This window comes from Otariodibacter oris (assembly GCF_009684715.1).
In the GTDB taxonomy this organism is placed as follows: domain Bacteria; phylum Pseudomonadota; class Gammaproteobacteria; order Enterobacterales; family Pasteurellaceae; genus Otariodibacter; species Otariodibacter oris.
In genome coordinates this window covers 1,981,756-1,998,943 of record NZ_CP016604.1, presented here as the reverse complement: position 1 = coordinate 1,998,943, position 17,188 = coordinate 1,981,756, and the positions used below count along the sequence as shown (strand labels likewise).

Genomic DNA, 17,188 nt, shown 5'->3' with positions numbered 1-17,188 from the left:
AAAAATTATTGTTCTTCTAATTGGATTAATTCTCTGACTAACGCCGTTGCATAGCTTCCCGAAGTTAAAAAGAAATGTAAACGTAACCCTTCTTGTTCAAATTGCCATGTTAAATTTTGAGGCTTACAAAGCATAGATCGACGCGTAGCATTAGTCCGCTCTTGAGCCATTAAATTCAATAATAATTGCTGTTCAGCAATGATTTTCTGTTCTAAATAAGATACCACTTGAGTCGATGTATCTTCCCCAACTAATGGTGCAGTAAGTAAAATATCTCCAGAATCTAACCGCTTGTTGAGATCAGATAATTCTTCATTTTGGGCAACAAACCAACTATTTGTTCCCGCTAACTGCATAATATCGTGTTCAGTGACTTGATTGATCAGTTCTGCGGAAATACGCTCAGAGACCACTCGATTAAATATTTCGCTTCGTGCGGCAGAGAGATAAAAACCGCGTTTTTTGCGATCTTTGACTTTAATCTCACCGCTTGCCCATCGTTGAGCTTGGGTTAGATTGTTACCATCTCGTCCAAAGCGTTGTTCAGTAAAATAATTAGGGAATCCCACCGCTTGTAATTGCGTTAAACGAGTGGTCATATCATCCGTTTGTTTTACATCTCTTAGTAATATCTCAAAATGATTACCTAATAAACTGCCTACTCTGATTTTGCGATTGTGGCGAGTCACCTCAACAACTTCAACTCCTTCTAATTGGAATTTATCAAAATTAGGCGTTTCTTTACCTGCTAAATGCAAACAAAACCATTGTTCAGTCACAGCATGACGATCTTTAAGCCCAGCATAACTCATATTTTTTGCAGAAATGCCGACAAATTCTGCTAATTTTTCACCTACAAAGAGTGTGTTTGCGTTGGTTTTACGAATTTTAACCGCAACAAATTCCCCCTCTCCTGTTAAAGGATAACCTAATTCTTCTTTAACAATAAAATCTGAAAATTCTGCTTTTAATTTCCCGGTTTGTTCAGGTTTCCCTAATAAATATGCTAATTTATCCATTCTTTTCTCATTAAAAAAAGCACTCTACAAGTGCTTTTTATGTAGTCAATTTTACCAATTATAACTTAATTTTAAGCCGACAACGTGCTGTTTTCGGATTTCATTACCATTTAACAAACTGGCATGCACATTAATGCCCCATTGATGATATTTTGCAGTGACGCCAAGTTGGTTTTCAAAATATCGTCCAATTTTTTGGTTTAAGCGAATATTATTGACGGTTAAATTGATATTTTTATCTAACGTATCAACAAAATTCAGCTGAAATTCAGGAATAATGGTTAATTTATTAAAATTAAATGTTTTATTGATGCCAAGTCCTAATTGATAAGTTACAACATCTACAGGCTTAATGGCAATTTTAGCCCCAGCCAATTCATAATTTGAATCACTAAGATGGTAGTAGCGTATGCCCATTGAAGGTTTAATTTCAATATCATCAAATAGCCAAGATTTACCTAAAAGCCAGCCAACACTGATAATATCTCGATTAAATTTAATCTGATCTTGAGTGTTGATACGATTGTGTGTTTTTCCATAACTCATATCTAGGCTAGAGAAAAATCTATTTTCCCATATTTTTTTAGCATAAAGATTGAATTGAAGAAGTTTTCCTTTTCCAGAAATATTATCATCAAATGTGTTAGATGAATGGGAATGAGATAATACTCCACCCACTAGCACATTATGATGAACCGCTTTTTCGACTCCAACTTGTGTTAACAAATTCGATTGTTGATATTCTCGATAATAATCAGATGAATTATGCATTTCGGCATGTTGAATATTACTCCAAACACGTAAATTATCCGTGTCGTTATCAATAATTTCTTTCTCAATTGTGCCATTTGTGATTAACAATGTATTCATTTGAGATGATAACTCTGATAACGCAGTATTAGCGTAACGACTAATCATTTCAGCTTGGGTCGAATTATTATCAATTGTTCCGATCTTATCTTCAGTCGTAAGATTTAGACTTTTGAAATCCGCTTCAGGTTTATCTTCCGCAGTCACTCCCTCACCATTTTTAAAATACACTTCTGGCTTATCTTCAGCAGTCACGCTCTCACCATTTTTAAAATAGATTTCAGGTTTATCTTCCGCATTCACACCCTCACCATTTTTAAAATAGATTTCAGGTTTATCTTCCGCATTCACTCCCTCACCATTTTTAAAATAGATTTCAGGCTTATCTTCCGCAGTCACACCTTCACCATTTTTAAAATACACTTCTGGCTTATCTTCAGCAGTCACGCTCTCACCATTTTTAAAATAGATTTCAGGTTTATCTTCCGCATTCACTCCCTCACCATTTTTAAAATAGATTTCAGGTTTATCTTCCGCATTCACTCCCTCACCATTTTTAAAATAGATTTCAGGCTTATCTTCCGCATTCACACCTTCGCCATTTTTAAAATAGATTTCAGGCTTATCTTCCGCATTCACGCCTTCGCCATTTTTAAAATAGATTTCAGGCTTATCTTCTACAGTCACACCCTCACCATTTTTAAAATAGATTTCAGGCTTATCTTCCGCAGTCACGCCTTCGCCATTTTTAAAATAGATTTCAGGCTTATCTTCCGCTGTCATGCCCTCACCATTTTTAAAATAGATTTCAGGCTTATCTTCCGCAGTCACGCCTTCGCCATTTTTAAAATAGATTTCAGGCTTATCTTCTGCTGTCACGCTTTCACCATTTTTAAAATAGATTTCAGGCTTATCTTTTACAATCACACCCTCACCATTTTTAAAATAGATTTCAGGCTTATCTTCTGCTGTCACACCCTCACCATTTTTAAAATAGATTTCAGGCTTATCTTCCACATTCACAACCTCACCATTTTTAAAATAGATTTCTGGTTTGTCTTCCGCTGTCACTCCTTCACCATTTTTAAAATAAATTTCTGGCTTATCTTTTACAATCACACCCTCACCATTTTTAAAATAGATTTCAGGTTTGTCTTCCGCTGTCACTCCTTTACCATTTTTAAAATAGATTTCAGGATTATCTTCTGCTGTCACGCCTTCGCCATTTGTATGTACTAACGGTGGTGCTTTAGGTTTTTCTGTACTGACGGATATGCCATTTTTATGAGCAATGGATAATACATAATCATCATTTTTTCGTTTTAATTGATAGCGATAGGTGCCTAAATCGACAACTTTATTAGGATTCGCCAAGGATACACTTAAATTCAATGCATTTTGTGCAAAGTTATTGACTGTAAATAATGTTAATTCATCAGTTTTAGGTTCTAAACCAGAGTCTTGAACAAATAATTTATGCTCTCCTTCTGCTTTACTGTGAATGATAACTTTGTCGCCTAACGCTTTATTTAAATTTGTGGTATATCTAAAAAATCCATTACCGGTAAGCTTATCTATACTTAACGTATTATATTTTTCAGTACTTGCTGTAGATGCGAGATCATTTAATTGAATTTCTGATCCTGAAGATAAATTTAATTCGCCGACTGTGCTATCTTGGGTAAGTATCCATTTACTCTCCCTATTCAAAGTTGTTTTTGTGGTACTTTTCCCTGCAACACTTCCTGTTAGTATGCTTTTCCCAAGATTTAAATTAGCATTATCAGATAAAATGATATTGCCCTGTATTTGAGTAGTAGGAATAGATCCTAATACATTTTCAGCTAAAGGATTCGTATTGCAATTGATTATGCCAGAATGATCGGTTCTGATACATTCAGGTGTTGTGCCTTGAATAAAGCCAAGATTTAAAGTGGCATTATTATTTGCTTGAAAATCTGAATTTACTGCTGAAACATTACGACTAATATGTAATGTGGCATTATTAGATACAATCATGTTTGTTGCATTAAAAGAGCGGTTTATCCAATCATCAGCAATAACAACTTCTTTATAATGAAGATGATCATAAGCATGTGGTGTCGGTCTGCCTGAAAGAATAACTTTACCCTTATCCAGACTTAAATTTCCGTTTAATTCTGTGCCGCCTGATATCAATAATAAGTGATCGTCTGATTTAGGTTGGAAATTAATATTTAATTTACCATTATGTAAATGTGGATCTCTTTCGCCAAAATATCCATTAAATCCAGAAAGTAAGAGCTGTTTATTTTTTCTTTCAACTGCGATTTCTTTCGCCTTTTCCGCATCTTCTCCTAGATATTCCCAATACTCATTACTTTGTTTATTATTTGGAAAATAAGGATGGCGCGAAGAGCGATCTTTAGTGGGTAAAAAATATAAATGACCATTTTTGATATAAAGATCTTTATTAGCATATTCTCGATCACCAATATTAAGATCTTGTTTAGAAATCGGGTCATTGCCTACAATATTAATTGTGGCAGATTGTGTACTATTATGGTTAACAATAATAGCACCCTCATCTACATTTTTTATATGGTTGAATGTAAGTTCATTACCATTGATATCCAATTTTCCGCCACGAAATCCAAAGTAAATCTGGTTAGGATCGATTTGATCTGCACTATTTAGTATTACAGTTGGGCGACCGCTTACAATTCCTAGCTGATTAAATGCCTGTTTTTTCCCTTGTGGATCCGCGCCTTGATCTAGAATAACTGTTCCATCTCCAATACTAATATTACCGAGGTTTTCTCCTATTCCGTTGATATGTAGTGTACCTTTTCCAATCTTAGAGAGGCGATCATTTTTCGGATTCTTAACTTTCCAATTGACTATCTTACCTTCAGTAACCGAAATTCCTGCGCCTAGCCATGTAGTTGTATTATCTTGCCCTTGCACAGTAAAATTCGCATTAAAATATAATGCTCCAGCCCCTTGATTTATATTTTCAACTAAAGTTAATTTTCCTTCATTGCCCGTAAAACGAACACTTTTACCATGATCTATTGCAGGAATAATTGGGCGAGCATTCTGAGGTTCTTGCAAAGATGGATTATATATATCAACAGAGTGTATTGTGTCTTGATTATCAGTAATGATACTTTTTCCATCAATGTCTGTTAATTTCCAAATTAATGGCGCTGTAGAATCATTATTAATATCTTCGGAGAAATTATTTTGAATAATAGCATCATTCCAATCTTTTCTAATAAGAGCTCCATTGTTAGCCATACTAGTTTCCGTTCTATAGGCTTGTAAAACGCTATGTAAAAGCCATTTATTTTCCTGTTTATCATAGACCCAAATAGGCGATCCGCTGTCGCCAGGCAAGCCATAAGTAATTAATGGCCCATAAGGACTATCAAATACATTACCACCAGAATATGACCATCCTCTTACTCTACCGCCTTGTTTTAATGGAGCTCCTCCAGTCAGATAGTTATACGCATCTCTTTTCCATTCTCGTTCATTTTGTCGATTAATCACTTTTTGTAAGCCAGAACCTACACGTATAAAGGAAACAAATCGCTCGCTATCCAAATAAGTTGCATTATTCAATCCATCAGATATTTGGGTTGAAGGTACAGCCTCTGTAATTAATTTATTTAAACGAGGCAATTGATAGTCCCAATTGAGATTATTTTTGGGATCAGGGGTTGGATAGTTATTTCTATTTACAAGCCGATAATCGTAATCTTGAGTATCAGGATGGAATCCTTGACCACCAAATTGAAGTGAGTTATACCAACCAAGAGGATTATTATGAGCAACGCTAACAACATATTGAGGATTAATTGCTGTTGCAATACCATGAAGACGTTCTGTTGAACTAAAATCGATCATTGGAATATTTTTTAGCATTATTCCGATTGGTTGATCACTCAAATCATAAATTGGTACATTGCTTGCTCCAACATAAAACTTTCCTTTATTTTCAGCAAAATCTCTAAAATATTGGTAATTAACATCATTTCTAACAATAGATGATAGAGAAAGATTAGATAAAGATGTAGTAATCACCACAACTAATAACTTAATTTTAAACTTTTTATGTGACATAGTTGGACTCTTATAAGGCTTAATTTTCGCCGGCGGGGATTTAGGCGTTAAAAAGTTGATAAGGATAAAGTTTTATCTAAAATTTTTCAAAGAGTATTTAGAATAATGATATACTTTTACACAGATTTAATTAATTATTATTAGGAGAAATGAAAATGGCACGTCGTCCTTTAGTTATGGGAAACTGGAAATTAAATGGTAACAAAGCATTTACTAAAGAATTAATTGAAGGTTTAAAAAAAGAACTTGCAGATGTTAAAGGTTGCGGAGTTGCAATTGCACCACCTGTTATGTATTTAGCAGAAGCAGAAGTGGCATTAGCTGGTCAAGATGTGATTGCATTAGGCTCACAAAATGTAGATTTAAATGTAAGTGGTGCATTTACTGGTGATATTTCAACTGAAATGTTAAAAGATTTTGGTGCAAAATATATCATTATCGGTCACTCAGAACGTCGTACTTATCATAAAGAAAGCGATGAATTTATTGCGAAAAAATTCGCAGCATTAAAAACAGCGGGTTTAGTACCAGTATTATGTATCGGTGAAACTGAATCTGAAAATGAAGCAGGTCAAACAGAAGCAGTAGTTTCAAGACAATTAGATGCAGTATTAGACACATTAGGTGCAGAAGCATTTAATGGCGCAGTCATTGCTTATGAGCCAGTATGGGCAATTGGTACAGGTAAATCTGCAACTCCAGCTCAAGCACAAGCTGTTCATGCGTTTATTCGTGGACACATTGCTAAGAAATCACAAGCGGTTGCTGATCAAGTAATCATTCAATACGGTGGTTCTGTAAATGATGCAAATGCAGCAGAATTATTTACTCAACCAGATATTGATGGTGCATTAGTAGGTGGCGCATCATTAAAAGCACCTGCATTTGCGGTAATAGTGAAAGCAGCGGAAAAAGCAAAAGCTTAATTATTTTATCCGTAAGCGGTTAGATTTTTACAAAATTTTGTAATAAACTAACCGCTTGTACTGGTGATATTGTTTGCAAACCATTCAATCAATTTCATTGGTATAAAAAAAAAGTTGATTTGAGGCTTAAAATCGGTATGATATGCCTCCGTTACGCAAGTTAAGGGTCGTTAGCTCAGTCGGTAGAGCAGCGGACTTTTAATCCGTTGGTCGAAGGTTCGAATCCTTCACGACCCACCATTAATTTAGCGAAACTTTCTAAAGGGTCGTTAGCTCAGTCGGTAGAGCAGCGGACTTTTAATCCGTTGGTCGAAGGTTCGAATCCTTCACGACCCACCACTTTAGAAACATTACCTGTTTGGGTCGTTAGCTCAGTCGGTAGAGCAGCGGACTTTTAATCCGTTGGTCGAAGGTTCGAATCCTTCACGACCCACCATTCTCTCACATTTTACCTTTGGGTTGTTAGCTCAGTTGGTAGAGCAGCGGACTCTTAATCCGTTGGTCGAGAGTTCGAGCCTCTCACGACCCACCATCTCTATTTTTATATATTTTTAATTTTTATCCTAATAACCAAATCAATAGATTTACATTTAATACACCTAAAGACACACTAATTAAAATATTCTTAAACCAATGGTAACTTAAGATAACGGTAATTAACGCTAAAACCTGTGCAATCAATAACGTATAACCAGTTCCTTCTTTTGGTAATGCTAAGCTGGTTAAAACTAATAGAATCATAATGATAAGCGGTAAGATTCTATTTAATTTTTGCAAAATGGGATGAGAGATAATTGTTTTAGGCAACACTAATGGAATTAAACGACAAATTTGCGCACCCAGTACTAGTGCGATCAACATATAGATAATATCAATGGTTTCCATTTTTTTGTCCTTTACTATCTATAAATGAACTTGGTAGAAAAATAACAATAACAATCGCTAGAATAATTGCGATAAGTAAGATGCTAGTGCTGCTAATAGATTGAGCAAGTAAGAAACAAACGAAGGCAATAAAAATCGCTTTCCATTGTTTTTGGCTCTTATATTGTTCGTAGGCCAAAATCGCAAACAGACAAGGTAAAGCAAAATCGAGATTAGGAATATATTGCGAAACGGAGTCACCTAAAATCACACCAATAATAGTTGCGAGTACCCAATAAGACATACCCAATAAATTTACTTTTAAAATTATCGATTTTTGATTTTCAGACGGAACAGTGGAAAGTAAAGCAAAACTTTCATCCGTTAAGTAGCTTAAACTCACTAGCTTATGTACAGGATTATCGGGTAAGTTCTGGCGTATATTTAATGTATAAAAAATAAAGCGTAGGCTCATCAATAATGTACTGAGGAATACTGAAACTAAGCTGGCACCAGAAACAAAAAAGGGAATAGCCGCATATTGTGCAGTACCAGAAAATACCGTGAAACTCATCGTAATCGTAAACCATACAGGTAAGCCTGCACTGGTTGCAAGCAGACCATAGGCAATCCCAGCAGCTAAATAGCCCATTAATATTGGCAACGTTAATTTAAAAATACTTTTCCATGTGTTTTCAACAGTAAACGACATTAATTTTCTCATTAAGAAAAACGATAATGTCGTTTAGACTATCAAACCTTATGATAAATGCCAATATCTTGATTACCACTCAATAGTCACTTTAAGCCCTTTGTTATGATTGCTATCAAAATGATGTGAGAGATGAATATGATATTGATGTAATTCAGCAATACGTTTTACGATAGATAAACCTAATCCACTGCCTTTTTCATTTTGTCCTGCTGGACGATAAAAACGCTGACCCAATTTATCTAAATCATCATCACTGACTCCGCCACCATTATCTTCAATGATAAGATTGTGTGTATTAAGAATAACGGTAACCATACTTCCTTCTCTACCATATTTAATTGCATTATCAATTAAATTACGTAGCATTAATGAGAGCAATAATGGCTGTCCTTGATGAATTATTGGCTTATTGATCAAGTTAAATGCTAGTTCAATATTACGTTGTTGTGCGGCAAAATAACGCTCACTAATAAGAGAAGTAATTAATTGCTCCCAATGAATATCCTCAACCCCTTCTAATGATTCTAAATTATCTAAGCGAGATAATGTCAGTAATTGCTCAATTAATTGTGCTGCTCGGTCAATCCCTTTGGTTAAATTACTTAGAGCTTGTTCTCTTAATGCAGTATCTTCCCCTGCAATTTGTGCTACTTCTGTTTGGATTTTTAGAGCAGCTAAAGGGCTTCTTAGCTCATGGGCCGCATCAGATGTAAAACGTCGTTCTCTTAATAACATGGAAGAGGTACGTTGAAAAAACTGGTTTAATCCATTAATTAAAGGATGAATTTCTATTGGTAAATTTCCCGTTGAAATCATAGAATTATCTTCAGGAGTACGATACTTTACTTGCTGACTGACTTGATTGATTGTTCTTAATTCTCTGCTAATCAACCAAACAATTAAGCCAATTAACAAGGGTAAGCTAGCAAACCAAATCCACATTTGGCTTAATACAATTTCTTCTGTAAGATCTTTACGGTAATCAAGTTCTTGTCCTACTGCTACAATTAGCCTTTTATCATCATTCATTGGCGTCCAAAAGATACGCCAAGTATCATCATCATCTTGAATTTGTGATTCAGAAAATCCAGTAGTATTTTGGTAAATAAAATTATCACCATTACGTCCATCGCTTAGAATCATTTTTCCACTGGCAGTAAAAATAGCAAAGGCTAACGCATCATCATCAATATTTTCTTTATCCAATAATCGTTTACTCATTCTTTTGAGGTAGGGGCGAGAGGTTTCGCGTAAAAGCGAGTGTAAATTCGAACTTGCTAACCGTTGTGCAAATATGATTTGTTGAGTATCAAAAACATGATTAATTTCTTTACGCGCTTGTAACCAAGCAATAGTTGTAGAAACTACCCAAATGATAAGAGCTGTGAGTGAAATAATTGAAATTAAACGAAAGCGTAAACTTTTTTGGCTAATTATCTGCATCATTGCTTCCAAGGGTATATCCAACACCATGAACGGTACGAATAAATTTTTTACCGAGTTTTTGGCGCAAATTATAAATATGCACTTCTAATGCATTGCTGCTGACTTCATCATCCCAATTATATAGTTTTTCTTCAATAAGCGAGCGGGCTAATACTTTTTCTTTATTATGCATAAAAAGCTCAAGTAAATTGTATTCTCGAGAAGTGAGGGAAATTTCTTGTCCCCCTAAAAAGACTCTGCGTTGATTAGAATCTAATTGGATTTTACCATGTTCAAGAATAGGGTTGCTTTTTCCATGACTACGACGAATGAGAGCTTGTAAACGTGCAACCACTTCAGCTAAGGCAAATGGTTTGCATAAATAATCATCTGCACCTCGTTGTAGACCTGAAATACGCTCATCTAGAGAATCTCTCGCTGTTAATATTAATACTGGAACATTTTGATTCGTTTTCCTCCATTGTTGGAGAATCTCTAAACCATCTAGTTTGGGTAAAGTTAAATCTAAAACGACAGCGTCGTAAGGCGCGGAAGATAGAGCATTAAGTCCAGTTTTACCATCCGTAAACCAATCGACACTAAAACCCGATTTAGATAGTCCAGCCTTCAATCCTTCTCCAATTAATGGGTCATCTTCAATTAGCAATATTCTCATTTGAGATCCTTATTTAACAAAAAAGTGGCAAATAATTGCCACTCTTTATATTTATCAAGGGGTTATTGTACCTTTTCTATACGATCAATTTCTACTTCTATTTTGTTCCATGATTTGTCAACTTCACCATAAAATCTAACGGTATCATTAGGTGTTACATTCACCCCTCTCCATGCTCTGCCTTCAATTTCAACTTCCATTTGACCACTAGCATCACTAATGATGTAATCATCTTTTCCAACTCGTTTTACGATTTTACCTTGCAATATAATTCGTTGATCATCGGTCCAGTTATCTGCATCAGAAATTTTATTTGTTTCCTGATTTACATCACTAAAACCTCCTCGATTCCCACCGTGGTGATGCATATTATTCATCAACATTTTGTGTGCTTTCATATGAGGATACATCATAGTGTTGTTTGGTGTAATTTGATTCTCTCCAGAATTTTCTGATGCTGCAAAAGAAGCTACACTGAAAGTAGACAAAACTAAAGTTGTCATTACAATGATTTTTTTCATAATTAATTTCTCCATCTATAATTTATCAAATAAACAAATTGCTTTGTTGATGCGTATTAAATCAAACAAATCTTAACAAAAGATTAAGAAGAAAAAATTTTTTAAAAAAGCCTTTGAATATATCAAAAGGCTTCATTATTAAGGGAATGGAGATCATAATTATCTTCTAGCATTGTAGTATTCAAGTGCTTTGGGTAGCCATTTTTCTAAATTAGCTTGTCGATCTGAGTCAGCAGGGTGAGTCGAGAAGAATCCACCGGCTCCTCCTGTTGCTTTACCCATTTTTATCCAAAGTTGTGATGCTGCTCTCGGATTGTAGCCAGATTTTGCCATTAAATATAAGCCTAATTCATCAGCTTCTGTTTCATCTGATCGAGAAAATGGTCTATCTAACCCATATGCTTTTAGCATTCCTAATCCACTATATCCACCTACATTTACATCGCCTACTACTGCTTGGGTAATAGCAAATGCAGTATCTATTACAGCACTACGATTTGCGCCTGCTTTGCTGTGTTCTTTTAAAGCATGAGTCATTTCATGACCCATTACAGTCGCAATTTCATCATCATTTAGATTTAATTTTTCAACTAAACCAGTATAAAACGCCATTTTCCCACCTGGCATTGCCCAAGCATTTAAGTCGTTACTTCGGATTACCATAATTTCCCATTGAAATGGTACGCCTGTGGTATTTTCTTGTTCTGCATAAGGTTTCATTTTATTAAAAACGGCACGAACTCGTCTTGCAGTAGAAGAGGAAGTATCAAGGGCTCCCTGAGCAGATGCTTGTTGTTTTACTTGATTATATTGGCTAGCCGCTTGAGCATTCATTTGCTGCGTAGTTACACAAGCACTTAGAATCAATGTAAAAAAGCTGATTAATCCTACTTTTTTTAATAATTTCATATTGTTACCTTATAAAAATGCCAAAGGAAATCTTTGGCATTTTGAGTTTAGAGAATATTATTTTTTCGCACGTTCGAAAGAATCTAAGATTTCTTGGCGAGCAGATTCAACACCTTCCCAACCATCAACTTTCACCCATTTACCTGCTTCTAATGCTTTGTAGCTTTCGAAGAAGTGTTGGATTTGTGCTTTTAAAAGAGCCGGTACATCATTAATGTCTTTAATGTGATCGTATTCTTTGCTTAATTTTGTGTGAGGAACTGCAATGACTTTCGCATCTTGACCTGATTCATCCGTCATTTTTAATACACCTACTGGACGGCAACGAATGACTGAACCTGGTTGTAATGGATAAGGTGTTGGTACAAGTACATCCACAGGGTCACCATCTAATGAAAGCGTATGGTTAACATAGCCGTAGTTTGCAGGATAGAACATTGCTGTTGCCATAAAACGGTCAACGAATAATGCACCTGATTCTTTATCTACTTCATATTTGATTGGATCTGAATTTGCTGGAATTTCAATCACTACATAAATATCATCTGGTAGTTCTTTACCAGCTGGTACGTTTTCTAAGCCCATTTTGATTTCCTTCTATTATTGATAAGGGGTGAAAAATGAGTTTGATTATAGCTGATCCTTCTTATCTCGCAAAGCAAGCGGTGAGATTCTTACTCTTTTTTGCAAAAAATTATGTGGAATTAACCGCTCTATGTTGCAATATATGCAATTATAAATATCAATAATATCACTTTTTGAAACGTGATATGTAGTTTATACTCTGAACAAATATATCATTATTTTTATACAGAAAAAGGAAACTACAATATGGCTAACTACTTCAACACATTAAATTTTCGTCAAAAATTAGATCAATTAGGGCATTGCCGTTTTATGCAAAGAGAAGAATTTGCTAACGAAGCGAATTTCTTAAAAGGCAAAAAAATTGTTATCGTGGGTTGTGGCGCTCAAGGCTTGAACCAAGGCTTAAATATGCGTGATTCAGGTTTGGATATTAGCTATGCTTTACGCCCAGAAGCTATTGCTGAACAACGTGCATCATACAAACGTGCTACAGAAAATGGATTTAAAGTAGGTACTTACCAAGAAGTAATTCCAACCGCAGATTTAGTCATCAACCTGACTCCGGATAAACAACACTCAAAAGTAATCGCTGACGTAATGGGATTAATGAAACAAGGATCGGCATTAGGTTATTCACATGGACTAAACATTGTAGAAGGCGGTGAGCAAATTCGTAAAGATATTACTGTTGTAATGGTTGCACCAAAATCACCGGGTACAGAAGTGCGTGAAGAATATAAACGTGGATTCGGTGTACCAACTTTAATCGCTGTTCATCCTGAAAATGATCCTAAAGGTGAAGGTTTTGAAATCGCGAAAGCGTGGGCTGCAGCAACAGGTGGACATCGTGCAGGCGTATTAGAATCCTCTTTTGTCGCAGAAGTGAAATCAGATTTAATGGGTGAGCAAACTATCTTATGCGGTATGTTACAAGCAGGTTCACTGGTTTGTTATGATAAATTAATTGCAGATGGTAAAGATCCAGCTTATGCAGGTAAATTAATCCAATTAGGTTGGGAAACCATTACGGAAGCATTAAAACATGGCGGTATCACATTAATGATGGATCGCTTATCTAATACAGCTAAATTGCGTGCCTTTGAATTAGCAGAACAAATCAAAGAAGAATTAACACCACTCTTTCAAAAACACATGGATGATATTTTAAGTGGTGAATTTTCTTCAACAATGATGGCTGACTGGGCGAATAACGATGCGAATTTATTAAAATGGCGTGAAGAAACAGGGCAAACAGCATTTGAAAAAGCACCAAAAGGTGATGCAATCAAAATTAGCGAACAAGAATATTTCGATAATGGCGTATTAATGATCGCAATGGTTAAAGCGGGTGTTGAACTTGCTTTCGATACAATGGTGGCAAGTGGTATTTATGAAGAATCTGCTTATTATGAATCACTTCACGAATTACCATTAATTGCGAATACAATTGCACGTAAACGTCTTTATGAAATGAATGTGGTTATCTCTGATACTGCAGAATATGGTAACTATCTATTTGCTAACGTTGCAGGTCCAATTTTACGTGAAAAATTAGTGCCAACTTTACGAAAAGGCGATATTGGTGAACCAACACCAGCAACAGAAATCGATAATATTACTTTAAGAGATGTAAACGAAGTCATCCGTAACCACCCTGTTGAGCTTATTGGTCAAGAACTTCGTGGTTATATGACTGATATGAAACGTATTTCTTCAGCTGAGTAATTCTGTTGTTTAAGTACTAACAATTTTTCTGTTAGTACTTATTTTATGATATTGCAAGAAATTTAACCATTACATAATTTCGACGATATCCCTTCATTTAAGTATAATGAAGGGATATTTTTATTTATCGCATATTGCATTACGCAAGTGATCTATTTATGCTTAATTTATTCATCTAATCACTAATATAACTCAATGAAAAATATAGAAAATTCTACCCAACACACTCCAATGATGACACAGTATTTGAAAATTAAAGCAGAAAATCCAGAAATTTTGCTGTTTTACCGAATGGGGGATTTTTACGAGTTATTTTATGACGATGCAAAAAAAGCAGCATCATTATTAGATATTTCCCTCACTAAGCGAGGACAATCCGCAGGTGAGCCAATCCCAATGGCGGGAGTGCCTTATCATTCTGTTGAAGGTTATTTAGCAAAATTAGTCGCATTGGGTGAGTCGGTGGCAATTTGTGAGCAAATTGGCGATCCAGCTACAAGTAAAGGGCCTGTTGAGCGAAAAGTAGTGCGTATTGTAACTCCCGGTACTGTGAGTGATGAGGCATTGCTACCAGAACGACAAGATAATTTAGTCGCGTGTGTTTATCAGGAAAAAAATACCTACGCTCTTGCTACCTTAGATATGACTTCAGGGCGATTTTTAATCACCGAATTGCCGAATACAGCCTTATTGAGTGCCGAGTTACAACGTACGCAACCTGCTGAAATCTTATACCCAGAAGATTTTGCCGAAAAAGCAATGTTGGAACATTACAAAGGGTTACGTCGTCGTCCGATTTGGGAATTTGAATTAGTCACAGCAATCCAATTACTCAACCGCCAATTTGGTACACAAAGTCTAGCAGGCTTTGGCGTAGAAAAAGCGACAGTCGCATTATGTGCTGCGGGCTGTTTATTACATTATGCGCAAGAAACACAGCGTACGGCATTACCGCATATCAATTCTATTCATTTATCGCAAAACAGCGAAACCATTTTATTGGATTCCGCAACCCGTAGAAATTTAGAACTCACCACCAATTTAACAGGCGGGCTTGAAAATACGCTTGCCTCTGTTTTGGATAAATGTGTAACACCAATGGGTAGCCGTTTACTGAAACGTTGGATTCACCAACCCACTCGAGATTTCACTAAATTGCATAATCGCCAGCAAACTATTCTTGCTTTACAACAAAATGAACGGGTAGAGGTCTTACAGCCTTTATTGCAACAAGTTGGCGATATGGAGCGTATCTTGGCTCGAGTGGCTTTACGTACTGCTCGTCCTCGTGATCTCACTCGTTTAAAAACCGCATTAGCACAATTGCCCGATATTGCAAAATATACGGGTAATCTTACCGCTTGCTTGGATCAAATGTTGGCAAAAATGGACGATTTTAGCGAACTTCATGAGTTACTTGAGCGTGCGATTATTGATAATCCACCACAGCTGATTCGTGATGGAGGGGTCATTGCCGAAGGCTACAATGCAGAATTAGATGAATGGCGAAGTTTATCCGCTGGAGCAACGCAATTTTTAGAAGATCTTGAAGTAAGAGAGCGTGAAAAAACAGGAATTGATACCCTTAAAATCGGTTTTAATGCGGTGCACGGCTATTACATTCAAATTAGCCAAGGGCAAGCTCACAAAGCCCCAATACATTATGTTCGCCGTCAAACATTAAAAAATGCCGAGCGATATATTATTCCTGAATTAAAAACCTACGAAGATAAAGTTTTAAAGGCGAAAGGGGCATCTCTAGCATTAGAAAAACAACTGTATGATGAATTGTTTGATCTGATTTTGCCACATCTTGCAGAATTGCAATTAACCAGTTTAATTTTGGCAGAATTAGACGTCTTAACGAACCTTGCTGAGCGGGCAGAAAGCCTACATTACGTAATGCCAACTTTTAATACGAAACGAGGTATCAATATCAAAGGTGGGCGACATCCTGTGGTTGAGCAAGTGTTGAAAGATCCCTTTATTGCCAACCCTGTCTATTTAGATGCTCAACGCCATTTGTTGATCGTAACAGGTCCGAATATGGGCGGAAAAAGTACCTATATGCGTCAAATCGCCCTGATTACCTTAATGGCATATATCGGTAGTTTTGTGCCTGCGGACAGTGCGGAAATTGGTCCAATTGACCGTATTTTTACCCGAATTGGTGCTTCTGATGATTTAGCTTCGGGTCGCTCAACCTTTATGGTCGAAATGACTGAAATGGCGAATATTTTGCACCAATCCACTGAAAATAGTTTAGTCCTTGTCGATGAAATTGGGCGAGGCACTTCAACCTATGATGGACTTTCTTTAGCGTGGGCATGTGCTGAATGGTTGGCAAAGAAAACCCAATCGCTCACGTTATTTGCAACCCATTATTTTGAATTAACTAGCTTACCAAATCAGCTCAAAGGTGTGGCGAATGTGCATTTAGATGCTTTAGAGCATAACGATACCATCGCCTTTATGCACGCTGTGCAAGAAGGGGCAGCAAGTAAGAGTTATGGTCTAGCAGTGGCTGCATTAGCGGGAGTACCGAAACCTGTTATCAAATTGGCGAAACAAAAACTCTCTCAGCTAGAACAATTATCGCAACAAACTAATATGCTACACGAAGATCCACAGCAAGATTGGTTATCTGAAAATGTGCAAAATGAACCAGCAAACTCACCGCTTGTTGTGTCTAATGAACCTTCAGCAGTGGAATTAGCACTACAAGATATCGATCCCGATGGGCTAACGCCAAAACAAGCCCTTGAAGTGTTATACAAATTGAAAGGATTGTTGGATTAAGCTACAAAATCAGTGATAGATTGAAACCTATTTTCCACAAGCGGTAAGATTATTAAGACTTTTTGCAAAGTTTTGTTACAATCTCACCGCTTTTTATTAATGAT

General features: G+C 36.2%; 12 protein-coding genes and 4 tRNA genes. 7 read left to right on the top strand and 9 right to left on the bottom strand.

Going from position 1 to position 17,188, the window contains the following annotated elements:
- Positions 1 to 5 precede the first annotated feature (5 nt).
- Together truD and A6A10_RS09455 are read right to left on the bottom strand one after the other, a co-directional pair.
- Positions 6 to 1,019: a tRNA pseudouridine(13) synthase TruD gene (gene truD, locus A6A10_RS09460; protein WP_121123698.1), complete on the bottom strand. Its 1,014-nt coding sequence runs from the start codon at positions 1,017 to 1,019 to the stop codon at positions 6 to 8.
- Positions 1,020 to 1,070: 51 nt separating this feature from the next.
- Positions 1,071 to 5,936: a S6 family peptidase gene (locus tag A6A10_RS09455; RefSeq protein ID WP_121123696.1), complete on the bottom strand. Its 4,866-nt coding sequence runs from the start codon at positions 5,934 to 5,936 to the stop codon at positions 1,071 to 1,073.
- A gap of 155 nt (positions 5,937 to 6,091) precedes the next feature.
- Here A6A10_RS09455 and tpiA point away from each other — a divergent pair, with 155 nt between their 5' ends.
- From tpiA to A6A10_RS09430, 5 genes are all read left to right on the top strand, one after another.
- The gene (tpiA, locus tag A6A10_RS09450) at positions 6,092 to 6,862 is read left to right on the top strand and encodes a triose-phosphate isomerase (RefSeq protein WP_121123694.1); all 771 of its coding nucleotides are present in this window, start codon (positions 6,092 to 6,094) and stop codon (positions 6,860 to 6,862) included.
- Between the two features lie 164 nt (positions 6,863 to 7,026).
- Positions 7,027 to 7,102 (top strand) — tRNA-Lys (locus A6A10_RS09445).
- A 23-nt stretch (positions 7,103 to 7,125) separates the two neighbouring features.
- Positions 7,126 to 7,201: transfer RNA gene (locus A6A10_RS09440), tRNA-Lys, on the top strand.
- 21 nt (positions 7,202 to 7,222) lie between these two features.
- A tRNA-Lys gene (locus A6A10_RS09435) sits at positions 7,223 to 7,298 on the top strand.
- 20 nt (positions 7,299 to 7,318) lie between these two features.
- Positions 7,319 to 7,394 (top strand) — tRNA-Lys (locus tag A6A10_RS09430).
- A gap of 26 nt (positions 7,395 to 7,420) precedes the next feature.
- Here the strand turns inward: A6A10_RS09430 and A6A10_RS09425 are convergent.
- The 7 genes from A6A10_RS09425 to ppa form a co-directional block, all read right to left on the bottom strand.
- Positions 7,421 to 7,747, bottom strand: coding sequence for an AzlD domain-containing protein (locus A6A10_RS09425; RefSeq protein ID WP_121123692.1), 327 nt, complete (start codon positions 7,745 to 7,747; stop codon positions 7,421 to 7,423).
- Entirely contained in the window at positions 7,734 to 8,438 is a 705-nt protein-coding gene (locus tag A6A10_RS09420; RefSeq protein ID WP_121123690.1) for an AzlC family ABC transporter permease, read from the bottom strand. Before A6A10_RS09420 ends, A6A10_RS09425 begins: the two co-directional genes overlap by 14 nt.
- A gap of 72 nt (positions 8,439 to 8,510) precedes the next feature.
- The gene (gene qseC, locus A6A10_RS09415; RefSeq protein ID WP_121123689.1) at positions 8,511 to 9,884 is read right to left on the bottom strand and encodes a quorum sensing histidine kinase QseC; all 1,374 of its coding nucleotides are present in this window, start codon (positions 9,882 to 9,884) and stop codon (positions 8,511 to 8,513) included.
- Positions 9,871 to 10,542, bottom strand: a complete 672-nt coding sequence (locus A6A10_RS09410; protein WP_121123687.1) for a response regulator — start codon at positions 10,540 to 10,542, stop codon at positions 9,871 to 9,873. The genes qseC and A6A10_RS09410 overlap by 14 nt, the downstream gene beginning before the upstream one ends.
- A gap of 62 nt (positions 10,543 to 10,604) precedes the next feature.
- Positions 10,605 to 11,063, bottom strand: a complete 459-nt coding sequence (locus tag A6A10_RS09405; RefSeq protein ID WP_121123685.1) for a YgiW/YdeI family stress tolerance OB fold protein — start codon at positions 11,061 to 11,063, stop codon at positions 10,605 to 10,607.
- Positions 11,064 to 11,222: 159 nt separating this feature from the next.
- Complete coding sequence (locus tag A6A10_RS09400) at positions 11,223 to 11,972, bottom strand: M48 family metallopeptidase (protein WP_121123683.1); 750 nt, start codon at positions 11,970 to 11,972, stop codon at positions 11,223 to 11,225.
- Positions 11,973 to 12,029: 57 nt separating this feature from the next.
- A complete protein-coding gene (gene ppa / locus A6A10_RS09395; protein ID WP_121123681.1) occupies positions 12,030 to 12,557 on the bottom strand; it encodes an inorganic diphosphatase in 528 nt (175 codons plus the stop codon).
- Between the two features lie 246 nt (positions 12,558 to 12,803).
- Between ppa and ilvC the strand changes: the two genes are divergently transcribed.
- Both ilvC and mutS read left to right on the top strand, forming a co-directional pair.
- A complete protein-coding gene (gene ilvC, locus A6A10_RS09390) occupies positions 12,804 to 14,285 on the top strand; it encodes a ketol-acid reductoisomerase (protein WP_121123679.1) in 1,482 nt (493 codons plus the stop codon).
- Between the two features lie 195 nt (positions 14,286 to 14,480).
- A complete protein-coding gene (mutS, locus tag A6A10_RS09385; RefSeq protein ID WP_121123677.1) occupies positions 14,481 to 17,084 on the top strand; it encodes a DNA mismatch repair protein MutS in 2,604 nt (867 codons plus the stop codon).
- The last annotated feature ends 104 nt before the right edge of the window (positions 17,085 to 17,188 follow it).